15 protein-coding genes and 1 pseudogene are annotated in these 21,308 nt (G+C 41.3%); 11 read left to right on the forward strand and 5 right to left on the reverse strand.

Annotated elements, in window-relative coordinates:
- The 8 genes and pseudogenes from V7K56_RS09000 to V7K56_RS09035 form a co-directional block, all read left to right on the forward strand.
- A pseudogene (locus V7K56_RS09000) lies at nt 1-1,467 on the forward strand (hypothetical protein); the annotation flags it as partial.
- A gap of 33 nt (nt 1,468-1,500) precedes the next feature.
- The gene (locus V7K56_RS09005) at nt 1,501-2,076 is read left to right on the forward strand and encodes a CIS tube protein (protein WP_334909635.1); all 576 of its coding nucleotides are present in this window, start codon (nt 1,501-1,503) and stop codon (nt 2,074-2,076) included.
- 68 nt (nt 2,077-2,144) lie between these two features.
- A complete protein-coding gene (locus tag V7K56_RS09010) occupies nt 2,145-3,878 on the forward strand; it encodes a VgrG-related protein (protein ID WP_334909637.1) in 1,734 nt (577 codons plus the stop codon).
- 204 nt (nt 3,879-4,082) lie between these two features.
- On the forward strand, nt 4,083-4,580 hold the full coding sequence (locus V7K56_RS09015) for a PAAR domain-containing protein (RefSeq protein ID WP_334909639.1): 498 nt from the start codon (nt 4,083-4,085) through the stop codon (nt 4,578-4,580).
- A 424-nt stretch (nt 4,581-5,004) separates the two neighbouring features.
- A complete protein-coding gene (locus tag V7K56_RS09020; RefSeq protein WP_334846357.1) occupies nt 5,005-5,418 on the forward strand; it encodes a GPW/gp25 family protein in 414 nt (137 codons plus the stop codon).
- A complete protein-coding gene (locus V7K56_RS09025) occupies nt 5,415-7,640 on the forward strand; it encodes a putative baseplate assembly protein (RefSeq protein WP_334909641.1) in 2,226 nt (741 codons plus the stop codon). Before V7K56_RS09020 ends, V7K56_RS09025 begins: the two co-directional genes overlap by 4 nt.
- Nucleotides 7,641-7,689: 49 nt before the next feature.
- Complete coding sequence (locus V7K56_RS09030) at nt 7,690-8,721, forward strand: phage tail protein (RefSeq protein ID WP_334909643.1); 1,032 nt, start codon at nt 7,690-7,692, stop codon at nt 8,719-8,721.
- A gap of 75 nt (nt 8,722-8,796) precedes the next feature.
- Nucleotides 8,797-9,996, forward strand: coding sequence for a DUF4159 domain-containing protein (locus tag V7K56_RS09035; protein WP_334909645.1), 1,200 nt, complete (start codon nt 8,797-8,799; stop codon nt 9,994-9,996).
- Between the two features lie 102 nt (nt 9,997-10,098).
- On the opposite strand, the gene V7K56_RS09040 is transcribed toward V7K56_RS09035, so the two are convergent.
- From V7K56_RS09040 to serA, 3 genes are all read right to left on the reverse strand, one after another.
- Nucleotides 10,099-11,370, reverse strand: a complete 1,272-nt coding sequence (locus V7K56_RS09040; protein ID WP_334909647.1) for a hypothetical protein — start codon at nt 11,368-11,370, stop codon at nt 10,099-10,101.
- A 362-nt stretch (nt 11,371-11,732) separates the two neighbouring features.
- Nucleotides 11,733-12,653 (reverse strand): 50S ribosomal protein L11 methyltransferase, encoded by a 921-nt coding sequence (prmA, locus tag V7K56_RS09045; RefSeq protein ID WP_334909649.1) that lies wholly within the window; start codon nt 12,651-12,653, stop codon nt 11,733-11,735.
- Nucleotides 12,654-12,861: 208 nt separating this feature from the next.
- Nucleotides 12,862-14,442 (reverse strand): phosphoglycerate dehydrogenase, encoded by a 1,581-nt coding sequence (gene serA, locus V7K56_RS09050; RefSeq protein WP_334909651.1) that lies wholly within the window; start codon nt 14,440-14,442, stop codon nt 12,862-12,864.
- Nucleotides 14,443-15,446: 1,004 nt separating this feature from the next.
- On the opposite strand from serA, the gene V7K56_RS09055 reads away from it, so the two are divergent.
- Complete coding sequence (locus V7K56_RS09055) at nt 15,447-16,271, forward strand: Uma2 family endonuclease (protein WP_334909653.1); 825 nt, start codon at nt 15,447-15,449, stop codon at nt 16,269-16,271.
- A 297-nt stretch (nt 16,272-16,568) separates the two neighbouring features.
- Here V7K56_RS09055 and V7K56_RS09060 read toward each other — a convergent pair whose 3' ends face one another.
- Nucleotides 16,569-17,423: an HIT family protein gene (locus V7K56_RS09060; protein ID WP_334909655.1), complete on the reverse strand. Its 855-nt coding sequence runs from the start codon at nt 17,421-17,423 to the stop codon at nt 16,569-16,571.
- Nucleotides 17,424-17,485: 62 nt separating this feature from the next.
- The gene (locus V7K56_RS09065) at nt 17,486-18,286 is read right to left on the reverse strand and encodes a Uma2 family endonuclease (RefSeq protein ID WP_334909657.1); all 801 of its coding nucleotides are present in this window, start codon (nt 18,284-18,286) and stop codon (nt 17,486-17,488) included.
- A 248-nt stretch (nt 18,287-18,534) separates the two neighbouring features.
- Here V7K56_RS09065 and V7K56_RS09070 point away from each other — a divergent pair, with 248 nt between their 5' ends.
- Nucleotides 18,535-20,070, forward strand: a complete 1,536-nt coding sequence (locus V7K56_RS09070; RefSeq protein WP_334909659.1) for an NACHT domain-containing protein — start codon at nt 18,535-18,537, stop codon at nt 20,068-20,070.
- 15 nt (nt 20,071-20,085) lie between these two features.
- Nucleotides 20,086-21,308, forward strand: a 1,223-nt coding sequence (locus V7K56_RS09075; protein ID WP_334909661.1) for an NACHT domain-containing protein, incomplete at its 3' end; no start/stop codon positions are given.

Here is a 21,308-nt window from a genome sequence, read left to right on the forward strand (position 1 = left end):
GGAATTAGCGCCACATCACCTGAAATTGGTGAAACTGCGATCGCACCAAAAATTAGTGCCACATCGCCTGAGATTGATCAAGCAGCAGTAGTTAACGCCACATCGCCTGAAATCATTGAAGCACCAGGAATTACCGCCATATCACCTGAAATTGATGAAACTGCGATCGCACCAAAAATTACCGCTACACCACCTGAGACTGATCAAGCAGCAATAGTTAACGCCACATCGCCTGAAATCATTGAAGCACCAGAAATTAGCGCCACATCACCTGAAATTGGTGAAACTGCGATCGCACCAAAAATTACCGCTACACCACCTGAGACTGATCAAGCAGCAATAGTTAACGCCACATCGCCTGAGATTAATCAAGCAGCAGCAGTTAGCGCCACATCGCCTGAAATCGTTGAAGCACCAGGAATTAGCGCCACATCACCTGAAATTGGTGAAACTGCGAGTATTTTCAGGAAAATTATTGACAATGAACAAACAGTAGAATCAGAATTTCCCACTGCGGTAATAAATCCTGAAATATCAACCTTTGTCGATACCTCAGACAATCCAACCTCCCCACAAGATGAGTTAAGCACACCACTTAAAGTTGAACAAAATACGACTGTAGAAAATTTGTCAGCACCTAAAGATTATGCTAGTGGTGGTCAGGTGACAGACTCCCACGTTAATACTGGGGATGCACAGAAGAATTTACCTCTACTGCATCACATCAACACTGGTGGAACACCGCAGGATCTCATCCTTCCAAGTTTACAGACACCCAATGCTCAAGAACCAGAAGAAATAACCTCTCCAGAAACCCCGACTAAAGTCGATTCTTTTCCAGACACTTCATTGCAACTAAAAAGTGCTGAGACTCGCTCCCCTGATGTATCGAATTCTTTAATTCCTTCTTCTTTGGGGTTGGATATTGGAAAACAGAAACTTTCTATCCTAAATTCTCCACAGCTTAATCCTCTTCAAAACGAAACAATTCATGTAGATGAACCTTCACCTCAATACTCATCACCTCCCCTGATTTTCCGAAAAGCAAATCCTAGAACTAATACATCTTCTCAATGGTCAAACACACCTTCTCAATGGTCAAGTGTGGAAGATTTACTAAATGGAAATAATGATGAATTCCCTAGCTTCAACTTTAGTGATGTAGAATCTAACAGCCAAAATTATGAATCTTCTCATGTTTCAGAATCGCCACAAATTTTTGCTAAACATCTTCCTTCACCTAGAGGCTTTGCTGATGGTGGAGAAGTCATTCCACCCGACATATCTAGAGAAATAGCACCAGTAACTGAGACGATAGAGAGCGTATCCTCGTCTTCTCAAGAAGATGATAAAGATGATACAGCTGATATTGAAGCTCTAGCGCGTGAAATTTATAACAGATTACGGCAACGGATAGAAATTGAGCGAGAGCGTCATGGCGGTCACTCAGGTCGATTCCCTTGGTAAATACTATTCAATAATTTTAGGAGAAAAACTCAAATGGCAAGTCCAGCAATTATTGTTATTCAAAAGTCTCAACCGCAACTTGAGAAAGCCAAACTTGTAGCTCATAACGGTGAAGCACCAAATATTGAATTCATGTTTAATCCCACAGACATTAGTTTTAGTCGAACTGTTAACTGGCAGAGTCAACCAGGTAATAGAGGTACTGAACTTCTCCCTAAAGTTAACTTTTCTGGCGTTGAGCCTTATAAATTTACACTTAAACAGTTACTCTACGATACCTATGAAACAAAAGAGTCAGTAATGACAAAATACATAGATAAAATCAAAAAAGGTGTAGAAACTATTAAAGGATCGCCGGATAAGCGACCACCTGTTTACAAATTGACATGGGGATCAGAGTATTTTTATTGTGTAATCACAAGTTTAACTTACACTTTAAATATGTTTCTAACTGATGGCACACCAGTTAGAGCAATGGTAGATATATCCTTACAAGAAGTAGATAAAAACAACCTTCCTAAAGGAAAAGCATCAGCTTCTAAAGGTACAAATCGTCAGCCAAATCAAAAGATAGGTAAAACTGATCAACCGAAGTCACCAAAGCGATAAATACTAATTTTTCAATCATTTATCATTCAAGGCTAATCTGAACATTTCATACTAATAAAATAATAGTTATGGCTAAACAAAGTCTTTATCTAAGTGAACCAACAATCCAGATAGAAGGACTAAGCGATTCTTCAGAATTGATGAAAGATTTGCTGCAAATCACCATAGAAGAAAGCCTTCATTTGCCAGCAATGTTTACGTTAGTAGTACATAATAGCTATATTCCCGCTTCTGACCGTCAACAAAACAAACCTTGGCGATATGAGCAGGTATTTAAAATTGGTAAGAAAGTGAAGTTAGGTTTCAGTGAGAGTACTACTCTAGATCAGAACTTTAAAGATAATAAAGAAAAAATTCTGATTGAAGGCGAAATTACGGGGCTGGAAGTTCACTTCAATGAAAAATCCCAAGCTGATATCATTGTTCGCGGCTATGATATTTCCCATCGTCTTCACAGAGGTCGTTATAATCGTGCTTTTTCAAATCAAAGGGATAGCGATATAGTCAAAAAAATAGCTAAAGAAGTAGGGATAAAACTTGGCAATATAGACCTAAGTGGCGAAGTCCATAAGTATGTCTTCCAAGAAAACCAAACTAATATGGAATTTTTACGGGAAAGGGCTGCTCGCATTGGTTTTGAACTATTTATGACAGATGGTAAAATGAATTTTTGCAAACCAAAAGCTCAGGGAGCTTTACCACTAAAATGGCTAATTGATATTAATAAATTTAGTACTCGCGTCACCAGTGCTGAACAGGTAAGTTCTGTGGAAGTACGTGCATGGGACTATACCAAGAAAAAATTGATTACCCAAACAGCTAAAAAAGAGAACCAAACAACCCAGACAGGTAATAAGCTAGGAACTAGTACTAGTACTGCATTTCCCAATCTTAAGTCCCAGGAAATGATTGTTGTAGATAAACCCGTTGCCAGCGCGAAACAAGCAAAGACTATGGCTCAGGCTCTGTGTGATGAACTGGGAGGAGAATTTGTTTATGCAGATGCCAAGGCAGAGGGTAATCCTGAGATTCGACCAGGGCGAGTTGTTACTCTTCAAGGTATGGGCGATCGCTATAGTGGTAAGTATTATGTTACAGAAACACGCCATTTCTTCAGTCAGCGTGTTTATAAAACTGATTTCAGCGTACGGGGACTACGTTCTGGTGACTTATTCACAACTTTATCTCCAGAAAAACGCCTACAACCATCTGAGACTTTATTAGTGGGAATTGTGACTGATAACCAAGACCCAGAGGCATTGGGTAGAGTGAAAGTCAAGTTTCCCACCCTCACAGAAAAAGATACAAGTGACTGGGCGAGAGTTGTAGCTTTGGGAGCAGGGAAAAATAGAGGTTTCGACTGTTTACCAGAGATAGACGATGAAGTACTGGTAGGTTTTGAGCATGGCGATATCCATCGTCCCTATGTAATTGGCGGAGTGTGGAACGGTAAGGATGCACCACCGGAAAAGGTGCGTGACTCAGTTACAAAACGTGGCGTAAGATTACGCACCTTTGCAACTCGTGTCGGACATACTCTACAGTTTATCGACGAAGATAAACTAACTAGTAAAACAGGTATTCGTATAGAAACTAAATACGGTCACACAATCTATCTCAATGATAGTCAAAGGCGTATATTAATTAAAACTAGAGGCGGTCATACAATCGAAATGGATGACATCGCTAGGTCTATTTCAGTGCAATCAAAAGGTAATCTGTCATTAGATGCTGTTGGAAATATAGATATTTCAGCCAGGGGTGTAATTACAGTTAAAGGTGCGATGATTCGCCTTAATTAATTACTAATTACGAATTACAGCAGTTTTCATTTGCATGAAGTACAAAGTTACGGGTTTTGAGGCAGAAGGCAGGAGGCAGGAGGCAGGAGGGAAGAAATAGAAACTTTTTATATTTGATAAATCAGTCCTAGATTTTGTACCTCACTTACTTGCAATCTGCTGTATTTTGAAGTTTAGTAATGAAAAACACTATAGGAGGTTGTCATGGGTAGACCAGCAGCAAGAATTACCGACAATGTAGCGCATCCCTTACCGCCAGTATTGACAGGAGGCCCAGGTAGTCGCAATGTGTTGATTGGGTCTTTACCTGCGTGGCGGGGTGTGCTAGCAGCAGCAGTACCAGCTTTGCTATCTGCCAAAACATCTTCTGATGCGACTGTCTTAGCAGCCGAGACTGCTACCAAGGCAGCGGCAGGTACACCAGGGGCACCTGCTGCCCTAGCCGCCGAACAAACTACAAAAACAACAGCATCAACTACCATGAGTAGCGCAATCACTTCCGCTGCGGCAGGTGCTGATATTCATAATTGTGCCACACCCTCGCCTGTACCTCCCCATGGCCCCGGTGTTGTAATTGACGGTAGTAAGACAGTGCTAATTAACAACCTGCCTGCCTGCCGTATGGGCGACACTATTATAGAAGCATTAGGGCCACCGAATAAAATTGTCAAAGGTTATCCCACTGTTTTAATTGGCGGCTGAGTGCAGAGGCAGAAGGGATAAGGGAGTAGCAAGGTAGAGAAGTGAAATTCTGATCTGCGTCCACGAGTAAAAAAGACTCGTCGGCAAGTATCAAAGACTCATTCACGAGTAAAAAAGACTCATTCACGGAGTTCAAAAACTCGTCGGCGAGTATCAAAGACTTATTCACGAGTAAAAAAGACTCGTCAGCGAGTATCAAAGACTCATTCACGAATTTTAATTTATACAAAATTCCAGTTATATAGCTGTAGTCATATAGGTTAGGACATAATGACAAGCGTGAATGTCAGGAAGAGTAATGTTTTTACCTCCTGCCTCCTGCTCCCTGCCTACCTCTTCAACCTCGACCTTTGGCGAATAGGCTTAAACTTTCTATGCCGATATCTTTGAAGATATCCATGTAACAGCTGTCTAAGTGCCAGATATGGTTTATGGTGGTCAACGAGAGTATTTGGGAACAGGTTGGGCTTATCCACTGCATTTAAGTGTGCAAGGTGGGATACAACTTAGCCGTGAAGATCAAAAAGTTAAAGAATCTATTTGGATTATCCTTCGCACTGGAGTAGGTGAGCGGGTTTATCGACCGACATTTGGATCTCGCTTGTCAGAACTGGCGTTTGCAACTTTGAATAGCGAGACCTTGCTGCAAATCCGTCTTTATGTTTTGGAAGCGTTAGAAGTTTGGGAACCACGGATTATTGTTGATGAAGTTCTCACCGATCCCGACCCTGTGCGTGGCAGAGTGGATATCATCATCAATTATCGACTCAAAGACAGTCCCGATATTTATAGCTTTGTTTATCCTTATTATTTGGTTTCAGCTGGGGAGGAATCGTGAACTTTGACTTTCTACCAAAATTACCTTCTTCCAACTTAGATGATCGCGCCTTCGATGATTTGGTAGACGAATGTATAATGCGTATTCCTCGCTACTGTCCAGAATGGACAGACCACAACCTCAGCGACCCAGGAATTACGCTAATTGAGTTATTTGCTTGGTTAACTGACCAGATGTTGCTCAGATTTAACCAAGTACCTCGAAAAAATTATGTAGCTTTCCTAGAATTACTGGGTATTCGTCTCCAACCTCCCGCCCCAGCTCGCACGGAATTAACTTTTTATTTAAGTGCTGCACTACCTGAAGCCTACACTATTCCGGCAGGATTAGAAGCTTCAACTATTCCAACTGAAACCACAGAAGGTATTACCTTTAGTACAGATTTTCCTCTAATTATCGGCAACCCCCGCATACAATACTTCTTAACTGCCCAAACTACCGAAGACATTCCTCAATCTCTGCGAGAAAGAGTCACAAGTACATGGACTCGTGAATCTAACGGTTTCTGGACAGGCAATGAACAATCGATATTTGAAGAAGAACCTCAGCCTGGTAACTGCTTTTATTTAGCGATCGCTTCTGACGATCCTCTAGATGGTAATGTTCTAGATATTACTTTTCAAGGAGCCGCAGCTACGCCTGCTGGTATTAACCCCAATCAACCGCCTCGGAAGTGGGAAGCCTGGGATGGAGAACATTGGCAACCAGTTTTATTCCAAGAGTCAGATGATGAAACTCGCGGCTTCAGTTTTTACGAACTCGCTGAACAGGGTGGTAATCCGGCTGAAGGGGCAGATGTCCGTCTGCATTTACCGCAAAATTGGCCTGTGACCAACTTTACCTCTTACCGGGGTCGTTGGCTACGTTGTAGCTTTATTACTACAGAAGCCAATCAATCTGGTTACAATCGTCCACCACGAATAACTGGTTTAGCAGTGCGGTCAGTTGGCGGTACAGTTAGGGCTAGTCACAGTACCTTTATTGAAGATGAGCGCTTAGGAATTAGTGATGGTACACCCGGTCAGACTTTTGAATTACAAAGCGCACCAATCTTACAACGCCGAGAAAATGAGTATATTCTAGTTACTCCCGCTGGTGGATTGCCTCAGAAGTGGACTGAGGTAAGAGATTTTGCTGATTCTGGACCGTATCATTTTCATTACACCATTGATTCGTTGACTGGTACAATCCAATTTGGGCCACTGATTCGAGAACCTAGCCAACTTAAACAGCATACCCAGATGCGAAGCCTGCGGCAGGCTGCGCCAACGCAAATCCAGCAACCATCACTAGATGACACATCTCTACAATTTAGTACCCGGGAAAATAATCAATCTGAACACCAGTACGGGGCGATTCCTCCCCGTGGCTCAGAGATTAGGATGGTTGCTTATCGTACAGGCGGTGGTAGAGAAGGCAATGTTCAAACTGGGGCAATCCAGTTTTTGAAGTCTGCATATCCTTATGTTGCTAGTGTAGTCAACCGTGTACCAGCAATCAATGGTGCGGATGCCGAATCGCTGGAACAAGCTGTAATGAAGGCTCCCCGCATCCTTCGTACACGCGATCGCGCCGTCACTGCTGAAGATTTTGAAGTTTTAACTCAACAGGCGGGGAATGGTGCGATCGCTCGTGTTCGCTGTTTGCCAGCGAATTCTCAAAGACAAGCTGGTATAGTTAGTTTACTGGTAGTTCCTTATGCCAATACAGACGCGATCGCGCAAGGCAATGGGATGACACCAGAAAATTTTGCCCTCAGTAATGCCCTGCAAGAGCAAATTTTGAATTACTTAGATGAAAGACGGTTATTAGGGGTACAAATAGAATTAGAAGAACCAAATTACGTAGGTGTTTCTGTACAGACAGAAATTGCTTTAGAGCCAGCATATAACAACCCTTTTGCCAGCGAAGAAGTTCACCGGAATATAAGGCGATCGTTGTATAAATATTTAAATCCACTAACTGGAGGAATCGACGGTAAAGGTTGGCCATTTGGACGACCCGTTTATACATCAGATATTGTGGCATTACTGCAACAAACCCCAGGCGTGCGTCATTTAGGTCCCGTCTTGCTGTTTCCCATCCGCAAGCAAGGAGAAAATTGGCGACGACAACCATCGCCAGAACAATTGATCGATCCTGGATCGGAAGGTTTGATATGTTCCTGGGCTGATACAAATCTGCGTTCAAATCACGACATCCAGATAATTCGTAATTCGTAATTTCTCAATAGTATTCTCCCCCAGTCCCCAGTCCCCAATCCCCAATCCTATGGTTCAAAGTCGCTCTAGTCCATCTGTACGCATTCAATTAACGCCGATGCAAATTCCCGAAGCCTTACCTGTGGCAGGTTTAACATTTGCAAATGCGGAAAATATGAATGTAGCTGGACGTAGTTTACTCTTGCATCCTGGGCATCCCAGCGAAATGATTGTGCAAGTGCAAAACTTAGAACAGCGTCCTTTGCAGGTAAACTTAAGCGTTGAAGGAAACTTTCCATCCCAGTGGTGTCAGATTGGTACAGAAGGCAGTGAAATACCGCCTCGTGGGCAAATGGATGCTGTCCTCTACTTCTCAATTCCCGACACATTTTTTGAAGACCAAGAAGCAATTTCTCCTGGAAAAAAAGACAAACTAACTCTCAATTTTCGCAGCCTAGTTACCCTACATATAGATGCAGGTACGGACAACGAACAAATTGAGAGAAGCGAGTATTTCGATTTATATATCCGTCCCTATACTGCCTACATGGAATTCTTGCCAATTTTATATCGGGAAGTGGATTTTATTGGTCGCTTCATGAAAATATTTGAGCAAGCTTTTCAACCAATAGTTGATAGTTACAATGTCATGTGGGCAAACCTTGATCCTTTGACAGCACCGCAAGCATTACTACCCTTTATGGCTCATTGGGTTGCTTGGCAAGTAGATTCTGTTTGGGATCTCCAGCAACAGCGGCGTTTAATTCGTCGAGCCGTAGAACTTTATCGCTGGCGAGGAACTCGTAAAGGATTGCGTCTCTACTTGCACCTTTATACTGGTTTACCGCTAGACGAAGATTTACCTAATGAAGCTGATAAACACATTAGTATTACAGAACCTTTTGGCCCAAGTTTTATTATCGGAGATGCACAATTAGGAAATGCAGTTTTAGCAGGTGGACAACCATATCATTTTATAGTACGTTTGCGCTCAAATATTTCTAGTGGCATTATCAACGAAGAACTTATTCAAAGAATAATAGAACAAGAAAAACCTGCTTTTTGCACCTATGAATTATCTATCGAAAATCCTTCTAATTAAATAATTCGTAATGACGCTCTCTACGACTCTGCGTGAGCCTTTCTTAAATTTTGAATTTTGAATTTTGAATTACTTATGTCCCATCCTTTCCCACCCCCACCAATAAAATCTTTTGAACGCCTGCAAGCCGCAGATGGTTTATTAATCAATGCAGAACGCTGGCGTACAGCCCATGATTACCACCGTAATCGGCAAAATGCTCAATACCAAAGTTTAAACCAACCAGGAATTGTCTGCGGTTTAGGCGTGCGAGATATCACTGCCCCAAGCCAAGTAGAAGCTAGATATCGAGATGGACGTTGGGTACAAATTCAACCTGGTATTGCAATTGATTTAGCAGGTAATCTAATTGTCGTACCAACTTCTTATGATTTTCCTATCGATCTAGAAGTAGCAAGTTCTGAACCGCTTATGATCTACTTAGTAGTTAGCTATGTAGATCCTGATGACTTGCGGCGCGGACAGCAAAGAGATGTTGTTCAAGAAACTTATCGAATTGACCAAATAAACTCTACACCAGCCAGTTCAGAAATAGAAATATGTAGAATACTCCTACAACCAGGACATACTGACATTATCCAACCTGCGGATGCTTTCTTTCCTGGATATAACAATATTGATTTGCGTTATCGCCGTCAGGCACAAATGCGTCCCCAAGCACTTGTGTGTATGGCGCAGGCGAATCATAGCGATCCCGAATGTGCGCGTAATTTTTTCAGCCTTTCGTATTTGTTACAAGCAGTAGAACCCCTATACCCAAGTTTGCGAGGGGCTGATGAACCAGGTCAGGTTTCTTTAGCAGAAAATATCCAAGACTATGACATACTTTATTTAACAGGTGGACAGGCTATTTCTTTAAATAGTCTCGAATTTGAATCCCTAAAAACTTACTTAAATTTAGGTGGTGTACTTTTAGTTGATGCACCAACAAATGCTAATCCTCTGATTGAGAGTACTCAAGCTTTGGCACAACAGTTAGAGAGTCCTTTAAGACCTTTAGAAGAATTGCAACGGAGTCACCCTTTAAGGACAAAACCTTTTTTATTTGCTGCACTACCAATGGTTAATCAACAGCAAATTAAACTGTTAATCGGTGGAGGAATTATTTTAGCAATTGGTGATTTAGCAACTGCTTGGGGACTGGATAGAGATTTGAGTTTACCCAGATTGACCATTCGCACAGCTCAGGAATTAGGAATTAATATTCTTCACTATGCTTGGAAGCGGCGACAGTTAATAGGTTTACAACAGGAAGATAATTCAGGTCAGTGGTAAAGAATATCTTGATTCTTCATCATTTACTATCGTTGTTTCTGAAACCGAAGATAGCGATCGCACTAAATTAACGATACCATTAAGGTCTTAAAATGATTGACTTTACTTGTTTGCGATCGCAGCATTATTTTTGTCGTGTTCGAGTTCTCTCATTAGAGAATCAAAACCACTGGTATTGTTTGCACTTTGAGCAAATAAAGACCGAATTTTATTGATGATCGCACTCATCCTGTTGGAGAAAAACTGACCGAGATTATTAACAAAGTTTTTCAGTTTTTCAAATATCGAAACCTCTACAGTGGAATACTTATTGACAATTGGATATACAATTTTTCCTTTTTCTGTTTGATAGTATTCTTGTTCAGGCATCAACATTGAGGTGAGTGGTTGCACCTGTTTTGCCATATCAGCTTCGGTTCGTTTATTGCTGAGAAATAAAACATCATAAATTTTTCCATTCCAGCTTGCCCAATAATGGTTTTGGAAAAACCATCGTTTACCGTCATCACAATTAGGCTTTTTCCCTTGGTATGGGGTAGCTCCAGCTTCACTTAAAAAAGGTTTAGCAATACTTTCAATTGTTATTTTTTCAATGCCAAAATATTCTTCTGCAACTTTTTTAAAAGCCCGGGCTAATGTCTGACAATCTCCTTCTGGAGAGCCTTTTAAGAGCGTTTCTGGACTCTTACTCACCATTGTGTATTGAAATTGGATATTTACAAAGTTTTTGAAAAGTTGTTCCAGTATTTTATCTTGTGGTAATGTGTCATCTATGCCATTTACTAGTGTTTTGGCTAGCGAGTATTCTTGTAAAAATTTTTGTTTTTTATCTGCTGAGTTATTTGCTGCTAATATTTCTTCAGACTTTGCTTGTTCGTTCTTATTAGCTGGTAGAGTTGTCTGCTGTGCGTCTTGGTTTTCCGAAGTAGCTCTATTAATTTGGTTGACTACAGAAGTAGCGACTCTATCCGCCTCTTGCTCATATTGATCTCCTGATTGACCAATAGTCAGTTTTGGCTGTATTTCTTCTATTGACACACTATCAGCACGTTTTATTGCCATTTTGCTCAGGTGATGACCAAACTGTAAAGAGTGTTCCTTTCCTTGCTGCAACGACTCATTCATTTTTGTTTGCAATACAGTGAGTCGCTCTTGTCCCTGTGGCGTGATAGTGCCATGCTTGGCTTGTATTTGGAGTTTTGTTGCCTCAAACTGATATTGTTGAAATTTCTGATTTTCTACCTTTGCCTGTACTATAGGCTTGTTGGAGCCAAGTTGAGAGTGGGTAGTTAACAGATGCAATCGCAACTGACTTTGCTCTGACGAATAAGCGGATGAGTCAGCTTTTTTGTGGATTTGTAGCCGTTCTTTCATCGCTAGTTTCAAAAGTCAATAGTGGGTAATCTATATATTATGTCACTTACTTAAAGATCCCCGACAACTTTTAAGAAGTTGGGGATCTAATTGTTTACCAAGAAAGGCAGGAGTTAGGAGGCAGAGGCAGGAGGAAATGAGTATGAATTTAAACCGGAGGCGGAGCTTCTCCAGCTCCGCTTTAGTTTTGGTTTTAAAGTTCTATAAATCAGTAATTATATTTATATTATTTGCAGCGAGGTATAAAACGTCCTGGATTCAATCCCACTCTTTTAAGGGTGGATTCCTTTTGCCTCCTGCCTTCGACCTCCTGCCTCCTGTCTCCTGAAAAATGGTTTAGGATTGCGATAATTTCTACCAAATTAAGAACGCCGTACATTTAAGCAACACCATTCTTTGCGTTTCCACAGGGTAGCGACAACCCAACCATTTTCTTCTAAAGCATCAGCAACAGCTTTAGATTGTTCCAGTAAAATACCACTGAAGATTGCCCAAGTTTCAGGTTTAGCGATCGCACTCATTTCTGGAATCAATTCAATAATCACATGAGCCAAAATATTGCAGACAATACCATCCACTGGGCTTTCAATTAGTTTTGTCAAAACGTCTACACTTCCCTGTGCAGGTAATAAACGTTCTGGGCTAATATCATTCAGCACACCATTACTGATAGTTGATTGCACCGCCAAAGGGTCAGTATCCACTGCATAGACTTTCTCGGCTCCCAATAGCAGCGCCCCAATGGAAAGGATACCAGAACCACAGCCAATATCGGCAATTACCAGATGCTCATGTTTGCCATTATTACCCACAAAGGACTGAGGAACTCCACTTAGCCGCATTTCCAGGGATTCTAAACATAGCTGAGTCGAGGCATGGTTGCCCGTACCAAATGCTACACCAGGGTCAAGACGAATGACTAACCGTTCGGTTGTTTCTGGTAATGGTAGCCACGCTGGGTTAATTAGAAAGCGATCGCCTATTTCCTGCGGATGCCAATATTGTTTCCAGCTAGTCGCCCAATCTTCCTCATCAATTAACTGCCATTGCAAGGAAGGAGATAAAATTCCTACACAAAGAGCATCTTGACGCAGCCATAGCGACAGCGCTGCCAAATCTAGCAGCTGTGTTTGAATTGTCGGCAGATAAGCTCTTACTAAAGATGAATTTCCTTTATTTTCACTAGCTGTACCACGACAGCCAAAATCTTCCAGTCGCCAAAAGATCGAATCTTCTAAGTCTGGCTCACATAAAATATTTAGTTCCCACCAGGTGTTTGCCATAAAAAAGTAAAAAGTAAAAAGGTAAGAGGCAAAAGAAAAAGGATTTCTGGCGTTGCATATTTGCGGGATGATTTTGCTAGTTTTGTGGGATAGGCCGAAAAGCCCGTCCCTTGTATTTCGGGGCGGGCGAGACGCCCACCCTACAAGAATCATCCCTTGATTCAGCAACGCTGGATTTCTTTTTACTTTTGCCTTTTTACTTTTGCCTTTATAGAGTTACTGTATACGCGTCCCGAATACCAGGGACTTTTATAATCTCATTCAAAATGCCCTCAGGTAAGGGGTCATCTATACTCAGAGCCATTACCGCATCACCACGGACGATTTTACGACCTACTTGCATACTGGCAATATTCACATTAAAACTGCCAAGTAGGGAACCAAGTTTGCCAATAATTCCTGGCATATCGCGGTGCAAGGTAAACAACATATATTTGCTGGGTGGGACGTTAATCGGGAAACCGTCAACGTCAGTGAGATGGATTTCCCGCTCACCCAACAAAGCACCTGTAACAGAATGAGTACCTAAAGTACCCGTGGCTTCTAGATGCAGTGTGCCGGCGTAATCTCGAATAGAAGCATCGCGGGTTTCAATCACCCGAATTCCGCGTTCTTTGGCTTCTATGCTGGCATTTACGTAATTTACTCGTTCCCGCAAAGCTTGGTAAAGTAGTCCTTTGAGGGCAGCGACGATTAAAGGCTGACTTTTGTTGGTTGCGAGTTCCCCTTGCAGTCGAATATTGAGTACTTCTACCCTTCCACCAGCTAGTTGTCCCACTAGATTACCGAGAGTTTCTGCTAGTTGCATATAGGGTTTGAGTTCTTCCAATACATCGGGGCCGAGTCCGGGAATGTTGACGGCTGAACGTGCTGGTAGTCCTAAAAGGACATCGCGAATTTGTTCGGCAACATCAATGGCCACATTCACTTGAGCTTCCGTGGTAGATGCTCCCAAGTGGGGAGTCAGGATGATTTCTTTACCTAGCGATCGCAACTCAGATTCACCCAGTGGTTCTGACTCGAACACATCCAAGGCTGCACCACCGATTTTACCCGCTTTCAGAGCTGCTGCTAAAGCTACTTCATCAATGATCCCACCACGAGCGCAGTTGATAATCCGCGCTGTGGGTTTCATTTTTGCCAGGGTTGTGGCATTGATTAAGTGGGTAGTTTCTGGGGTTTTCGGGATGTGGAGGGTGATATAGTCTGCTTGCTGGAAGAGTAAATCTAGCTCCACCAACTGACAGCCAATTTGTTCGGCTCGTTCTGTAGAAATAAAAGGGTCATAAGCTAGGAGTTTCATCCCCATTGTTCTAGCTACAGAGGCAACATGGGAGCCAATTTTACCTAAACCGACAATACCGAGAATTTTTTTGTAGACTTCCGCACCAACAAAACTATTGCGATCCCACGCCCCACGTTTCACAGAAGCGTTAGCATCGGGGATGTGGCGAGACAAAGCCAAAATCATCGCTAGCGCGTGTTCGGCGGCAGCAATTGTATTTCCCTCTGGAGAATTGACTACCACAATTCCCCGGCGGGTGGCAGCGGGAACATCCACATTGTCCACACCAACACCAGCACGACCGATGATTTTTAGTTGGGTGCCGGCTTCAATGATTTCTTGAGTGACGCGCGTACCAGAGCGAATCATCAGCGCGTCATACTCACCAATAATTGCGATCAGTTCTGCTGGTTTTAGACCTAGTTTGACATCAACGGTAGCAACTTGCGAAAGAATGTCAATTCCAGCTTGGTCAATCGAATCAGAGACAAGAACCTTAGACATGATTACTTCATTTAAAGCTACAGGTTTTGCTGCACAAGACTTTTTAGTTTAGTCTTTATCTGTCGCAATTTTGCAAAAATTATTCGTTTGAATATCAACTTAACCTTTACTTACAGTACGTGCTGATAGTATCGAAGCGTGAATTGCTCCCGATGGGCACTGCTTTCTAAGTTTTTGAACATAAGTTAGCTGTTTGCACCACCCTGTCGCTAAATATAAAGCATGAATAGCACTAAGCACCGATATATTTATTAATAGTTAAGAGTTACCAAAATTTTATCGGCACAAGCAACTTCCTTGTGGGGTATAAACGCTTGTATGCTTGACTGGGCTGCAACTTTAGCTGAGGCAATGCTATACACAACCAGGAAACGAGCTAGTAACTAATATATCTGTCGAATCTTGTCTATTTGTCAATATCACAAGTGGTATCCCTTAGTCAAAGCAAAACATTGGCTCGTCAAGATCATCGGATTGTGACAGTTAGAATTTAGGCATCAAATAAATTTTATTGCTCATGATTCCGGCAGATTTAAGATTGTTTAGTAGTCAAAAACTATCAATTAGTGTCAGTAGAGTACTTAATATACAGTAGTAAACTAGTACCGCAAGGCGGAAGTCAAAAGGAGCCAGTGCGTTGGGCGGGTTCCCCGACTTGAAGCAACTGGCGTTCAAAAGTCAAAAGAATTGTATTCCAACCTCTTGTGCCATTTGAAATGGTGAGGCAGTCCGGTCTTGGGGGTTCCCCCCATGAGGAACTGCCGAACCCGAAGGGGTATGTTTATTTACGCTATGTTGTACTAGTAATTTGACAAGCTAATTTCAAGAGTTTGTAGTAAGCACTAAAGTGCTTAAAAAACTAGAACTAAAGTCCTGACTACGAATTCATTCATGCCTCGTGATTAATGAGACAGACTACTAATGACATTGCAAGGGGATAAATCGCTATAATTCTGTTGAGCCAAATAGAGCCAAATATCCTTTGAGTTTTGGGAAAACTAGCCATGTTAGAGTACAACTTGCCAAAGTACTTGCCCTCAGCCGAGGAACTACCAGACTCTGATGAAACGCCTGTGGATAATGAACTGCAAGAATTGATACCAGGCTTGTTAAAGGCGATCCTGCTGATGCTTTGGTCAGAACGCATGGACTGGTTGTTTGCGATAGATATGGGTATTTATTATCACCCTGATAAACCGCCAATTGTGCCAGATGGGTTTTTGAGCTTAGAAGTAGAGCGGTTTTATGATGAGGAACTGCGTCCTAGTTATGTGCTGTGGGATGAAAACGTCGTACCGATTTTCGTCTTAGAAGTAATTTCCCAAAATTATCGCAAGGAATACACTACTAAATTGGATGAATATGAGGCTTTAGGTGTACTTTATTACGTGATTTATTCCTCTCGCCGCCGCCGCAAACCGCATCTGGAAGTACATAAGTTAGTTGATGGTAAGTATGAATTGCAAGAGGGAAACCCCATTTGGCTACCAGAAATTGGACTGGGAATTGGTTGCGAAAGGGGAAATTATTGTGGTGTAACACGGGAATGGATGTATTGGTATGATGAGCAAGGACAACGGTATCTCACGCCCGCAGAACAAGTAAAACAAGAGACACAACGCGCTCAACAAGAGACACAACGCGCCCAACAAGAAGCACAACGCGCTCAACAAGAATCATTACGCGCTCAACAAGAAGCACAACACGCTCAACAAGAATCATTACGCGCTCAACAAGAATCATTACGCGCTGATGTTGCAGAACAACGGGTTCAACAGTTGGCGCAACAATTAAGAGCGCTCGGAATAGATCCAGATAATCTGTCTTAACTGAAATATTTTGCAATATTTTCAACAAAACCTAAAAATTATACCAATTTTTTGAAAAAAGAATGCGACAGATACATACTCGCAAACCTTTGTTTTGTCTGGCTTTCTTAATGCATGAATTTTGAATTTTGAATTGGTATTAGGTTTTGTTAGATACATAATGACAAAGCATTTAATAGCTGATCTCAACCTTATGAGATAAGTTTGAGCAAGTCATAATGTTTCAGTAATTTTTATAATTACTTCAAAGCGATCAAGTTATAGCAAAATTATGAATTTTTAATTATTACAGAAAAATTATTGCTTTTTAGAAATAACGTTCCTGATTCCACTTTTAGAGCTAACAGTATCACCTTTGTAACGAGGGATGATATGAATACTGGCGTGCATAATATTTTGACCTGCGGCTTGATTGATGTTCATTCCTACATTAAAACCATCAGGCTCAAATTCACTTTTGAGAATTTTTTGTACTTTATTCACCATAAACCAGCAAGCAGATTGCTCTTTAAATGGTAGCTCAAAATAGCTATTTACATGACGTTTGGGAATAATTAGAACATGTCCTTTACTTATTGGATAGCCATCAAAAATAGCATAAGCAGTTGCTGACTCAGTTAATAGTCTGAGAGTTTTATGAGGATTACAGAATATACAATAGTTAGATGAATTTCGCTGATGATTATAGTGAATATACTCATATACTTCCCGATATTCATCTAAGCAAATTGAAGTAAAGGGAAGTTTGGCAATACACTGATAGGTAGGTTTTTTATGAACATAATGTTCTCGAAACCCTTCTCTTTTGAGATCCCTTCTTACAGCATAATAAGCTTTACTTCCTGGTTTTAATAAGTGGGATATTTCCATAAGAACATTAGTTTGTTCTTCAGTAAACAAAACATTTAAAACATAAAAACAAATTATTGTATCGAATTTAGTATCAGGATATTCTGGAAAATAATAAGGATCGTAGCCTGTAATATCATAACCTTTTTGGCGCAATATTTTAACATCATTACCAAAGCCACAACCAAAGTCTAGTATTTTGCCTTGGAGAAGGTTTTTATTTAACAAAAACTGTGCCGGAAATGATAGATAATTTCTTTCGATCGCAGTAAGATGACTGAATTGATTTTTTTGCTGTTTCATAGAATTTTGGTGCTGATGTCCCAAAATTATTATTCCCAGCATTTGTTTAGGTTATGCGATGTCTACGACGGGCTATTCGGCGTCGCATCAGGGTCAATACCTAGCTCACGTAACTTAGCTGCTAATATATCAGCGCGTTGGCGTTCTTGTTGGGCGCGTTGGCGTTCTTGTTGGGCGCGTTGGCGTTCTTGTTGGGCGCGTTGGCGTTCTTGTTGGGCTTGTTCGCTGCTCCACAACAGCAAATTTCCTTCTGTATCCCACCAGCGCAGCCAATTCATAGTTTGACATAATCTTTCACCTTGCCAAATTCCGAGAAATAACTCTAACTCAGGAATCCAGTAACGTCCATTTGTGTCTGCTTGCTGCAAGGTATATTGTCCATTTTGCAAGCACCGTAGTTCTATGCTTGGTTCGTAGGGGTCGTAGGTTACGTAGGTTGGAACTTGGAGAATCTTTTCGTAATAATAGAGTTTACCATAGGGTGGAGTTGAACGGACTGATAGTTCTCCACCTTCTGTGTCTGAGAGAAATTCCATCACTACAGCTATAGCAGCACCTTCTAAATTTGGGGTATAGCTGCGACGAATTACATTTGTTCCCACAGACTGCACTTGAGGGACATAAAACCAGTCTGGTGCTTTGACAACGATTTTTTTGTTGACTGTGGCTACAAGCCCAAAATTAGAGCCAATCAGCATTTGAGGTTGGATGCGTCCTGTGCTTCCCAAAGCATCGGTAAGCGCAGCAGCAAGAGCAGGTTGTTGAATATTTTCCACTGGCTCGTCAGGTAAAATGAAGTCGGCTGGAAGTGCTTCCCAAGTAACAATTGGTTCTTTTTGGATGGAGTTAACTTGTAGAACCATAAAACTACTCCTAATATCAATGCACAGTTATTAGTTATTTTTAACAAATCTTCAGTTAGCCTTCCTCTTAAGCTTAAAGATAAAGAGAATGCTCGTGTTAACTATATTTTTGCGCGATCGCAGCATATAAATCCAGATAATCTTAAGTTTTGGATGAGTAGACTCGCACTCCCTAAAAACTCAGAAATTTGGAAATATTTCTCTAGCGAGTGTATATACTCGTAGTCAAGCACTTAGCAGGCGTGAGTATGATAGTTGAGTGGTTCACTCTCTGGATAGGTCAAAAAACGGTTGGATTTCTTGTCAAAACTATTATCAGCGAAGAGTTTGTCAAGGATTTAGTCAAGGACTACGCTAAGGATTTTTTCAAAAATATCTTTAATAATGCTGTAACCGCGCCTTTTAAGCGAGAATCGCTGGAGAAAGCTGTTGTCATGGCTGTAACAGAATTTTTGCAACTCATGCAGCAGGATTTAGATGATAGTGAACTTGCTGAAGATGAAATTAAAAACTATGAGCAGCCGCTAAATAAATTTTTGAAGCATCCAGAAGTCAAAGGAATTTTGGGAACTGCTTTTAAAGATGACTCTCAAACTATAAACACCAAGAAATTAGAAATAATTTGGTACGAACTTAATGCTTCATACCCGTTACCGGATGATTTTAACTGGAAACGGATTGCTAGGAAATATCTGCAAAAGGTTAAAGAGATTATTATAGGAGTTCCTGAACTGCGAGAGATTCTAGATTCCCGAAATTTAGACAAAATCCAGAACAACACAACAGAGATAGCTGGTATTATTCCTGATTTTGATTTGGAAAGATACCAAGAAGCTATTAAAGAAACCTATAGCAATCTTAATTTAGACAGTTTAGATACGAGTACCTATGATTATCGAGATAAACTCAAAGTCTGGGATATATTCATAGCACAAAATGTCCGGGAAATTCATCAAGTTATTCCCCGAATTCACGAACTGCCGAAAGAACATCTCCGAAGATTGCAAGAAACTAACGAACTGGAAGCAGAAGTTGAGTTAGGAGAATTAGAACGCTACAAACGAGTTTATTTAGAACAACCGAAACGTTCTGTAGTGGATATTGTCAATGAGCAGCAGACTAATAAATATATCGTGATTCTGGGCGACCCTGGTTCCGGAAAATCTACTTTATTAAAATACTTGGCATTAAATTGGGCTAGGAGTCCTCTGAATAATTCTTTATCTCTAGCGATTCCTGTGCTGATTGAGTTACGCACTTATATACGGCGGCGGGAGGAGAAAGAGTGTCATAATTTTCTCGAATTTTTTCATAAATGTAGTGGTGCGATTTCTCACCTCAACCAACATCAACTGCACCAACAGCTAAAGAGTGGTAAGGCTTTGGTGATGTTCGATGGTTTGGATGAGGTATTTGATCCTGCTCAACGAGAAGATGTAATTACTGATATTCATCGCTTCACTAATGAATATCGTGATGTGCAGGTTATTGTCACTTCTCGCGTCATTGGCTACAAACCGCAACGTTTGCGAGATGCTGAGTTTCACCACTTTATATTGCAAGATTTAGAAGCAGAACAAATTCAGGATTTTATTTACCGCTGGCATGAGTTAACTTTTATTGATCCAGCAGATAAAGTTAGAAAACGGGAACGGCTAAAAATAGGGATTGACACTTCACAATCTATTGCTGAACTAGCAGGAAATCCTCTGTTGTTGACGATGATGGCGATTCTGAATCGGAATCAGGAATTGCCAAGAGATAGAGCCGAACTTTATAATTAAGCATCGCGGGTACTATTGCATCAATGGGATGTGGAACGTGCTTTGCAAGAAGATAAGAGGTTAGATCCTAAAACTATTGATTATAAAGATAAGCAAGCGATGTTGCGTCAGGTTGCCTATCACATGCAAACCGGCGATAAAGGTTTGGCTGGCAATTTGATTAGTGCAGGTGATTTACAGAAGATTTTGACTGACTATCTCAAAAGTATAGAAGTGAGTCAAGCTAGAGAACTTGCGCGGGTGATGATTAATCAACTACGAACTCGCAACTTTATTTTATGTTTCTTGGGTGCAGATTACTATGCCTTTGTGCATCGGACTTTTTTAGAATATTTCTGTGCTTGGGAGTTTGTCTGGCAGTTTGAGAAGGAACGCAGTATTACAATTGAATTTCTCAACACTGAAGTTTTTGGCAAACACTGGCAAGATGAAACTTGGCATGAGATATTGCTGTTAATTGCGGGAATGATTGATGTTAAGTTTGTTGGTGAAATTCTTGAGTACTTAATGGTGCAAGATGGGGAAGAGGAAAAATTTATCAACTTGTTTTTAGCGGCTAAGTGTCTCGCAGAAGTGAGAAATCGCTCGGTAATTGCGTCAGTGGCTAATAAATTGCTTAACGAACTAAAAGACTTAACTAAATATGACCTCTGGTACTGTTACGAATCCGATGATGATGAAGAAGAAACTGAGCTAGTTCAGGAAATTCGCACTCAAGCAGTTACAACAGTCGCCGCGATTTGGAAAGATAACAACGATACCTTACGCTGGCTCAAAGACCGTGCCATTGCTGATAATGAAGAGTATGTACGAGATGTAATCATCCAAGCATTAGCCAGCAATTTCAAAGATGACCCGGACACCCGCTCGTTTCTCAAAGACCGCGCCACTGCTGATAATGAAGAGTATGTGCGATATGCAGCCATCGAAGCATTAGCTAGCAATTTCAAAGATGACCCGGATACCCGCTTGTTTCTCAAAGACCTCAGCGCTGCTGATGATGATGAGGATGTGCGATATACAGCCATTGAAGCATTAGCCAGCAATTTCAAAGATGACCCGGACACCCGCTCGATTCTCAAAGACCGCGCCACTGCTGATAATGATGGGGATGTGCGACGTATAGCCATCGAAGCATTAGCCAGCAATTTCAAAGATGACCCGGACACCCGCTCGATTCTCAAAGACCGCGCCACTGCTGATAATGATGGGGATGTGCGACGTATAGCCATCGAAGC

Source organism: Nostoc sp. (genome assembly GCF_036917535.1).
In the GTDB taxonomy this organism is placed as follows: domain Bacteria; phylum Cyanobacteriota; class Cyanobacteriia; order Cyanobacteriales; family Nostocaceae; genus Nostoc.

Coding starts and splice junctions, on each gene's coding strand:
- V7K56_RS09020 (WP_334846357.1), top strand. CDS start 5,005: ATGGTTTATGGTGGTCAACGAGAGTATTTGGGAACAGGTTGGGCTTAT.
- V7K56_RS09065 (WP_334909657.1), bottom strand. CDS start 18,286: ATGGTTCTACAAGTTAACTCCATCCAAAAAGAACCAATTGTTACTTGG.
- V7K56_RS09040 (WP_334909647.1), bottom strand. CDS start 11,370: ATGAAAGAACGGCTACAAATCCACAAAAAAGCTGACTCATCCGCTTAT.
- V7K56_RS09005 (WP_334909635.1), top strand. CDS start 1,501: ATGGCAAGTCCAGCAATTATTGTTATTCAAAAGTCTCAACCGCAACTT.
- V7K56_RS09010 (WP_334909637.1), top strand. CDS start 2,145: ATGGCTAAACAAAGTCTTTATCTAAGTGAACCAACAATCCAGATAGAA.
- prmA (WP_334909649.1), bottom strand. CDS start 12,653: ATGGCAAACACCTGGTGGGAACTAAATATTTTATGTGAGCCAGACTTA.
- V7K56_RS09015 (WP_334909639.1), top strand. CDS start 4,083: ATGGGTAGACCAGCAGCAAGAATTACCGACAATGTAGCGCATCCCTTA.
- V7K56_RS09060 (WP_334909655.1), bottom strand. CDS start 17,423: ATGAAACAGCAAAAAAATCAATTCAGTCATCTTACTGCGATCGAAAGA.
- V7K56_RS09070 (WP_334909659.1), top strand. CDS start 18,535: ATGATAGTTGAGTGGTTCACTCTCTGGATAGGTCAAAAAACGGTTGGA.
- serA (WP_334909651.1), bottom strand. CDS start 14,442: ATGTCTAAGGTTCTTGTCTCTGATTCGATTGACCAAGCTGGAATTGAC.
- V7K56_RS09035 (WP_334909645.1), top strand. CDS start 8,797: ATGTCCCATCCTTTCCCACCCCCACCAATAAAATCTTTTGAACGCCTG.
- V7K56_RS09030 (WP_334909643.1), top strand. CDS start 7,690: ATGGTTCAAAGTCGCTCTAGTCCATCTGTACGCATTCAATTAACGCCG.
- V7K56_RS09055 (WP_334909653.1), top strand. CDS start 15,447: ATGTTAGAGTACAACTTGCCAAAGTACTTGCCCTCAGCCGAGGAACTA.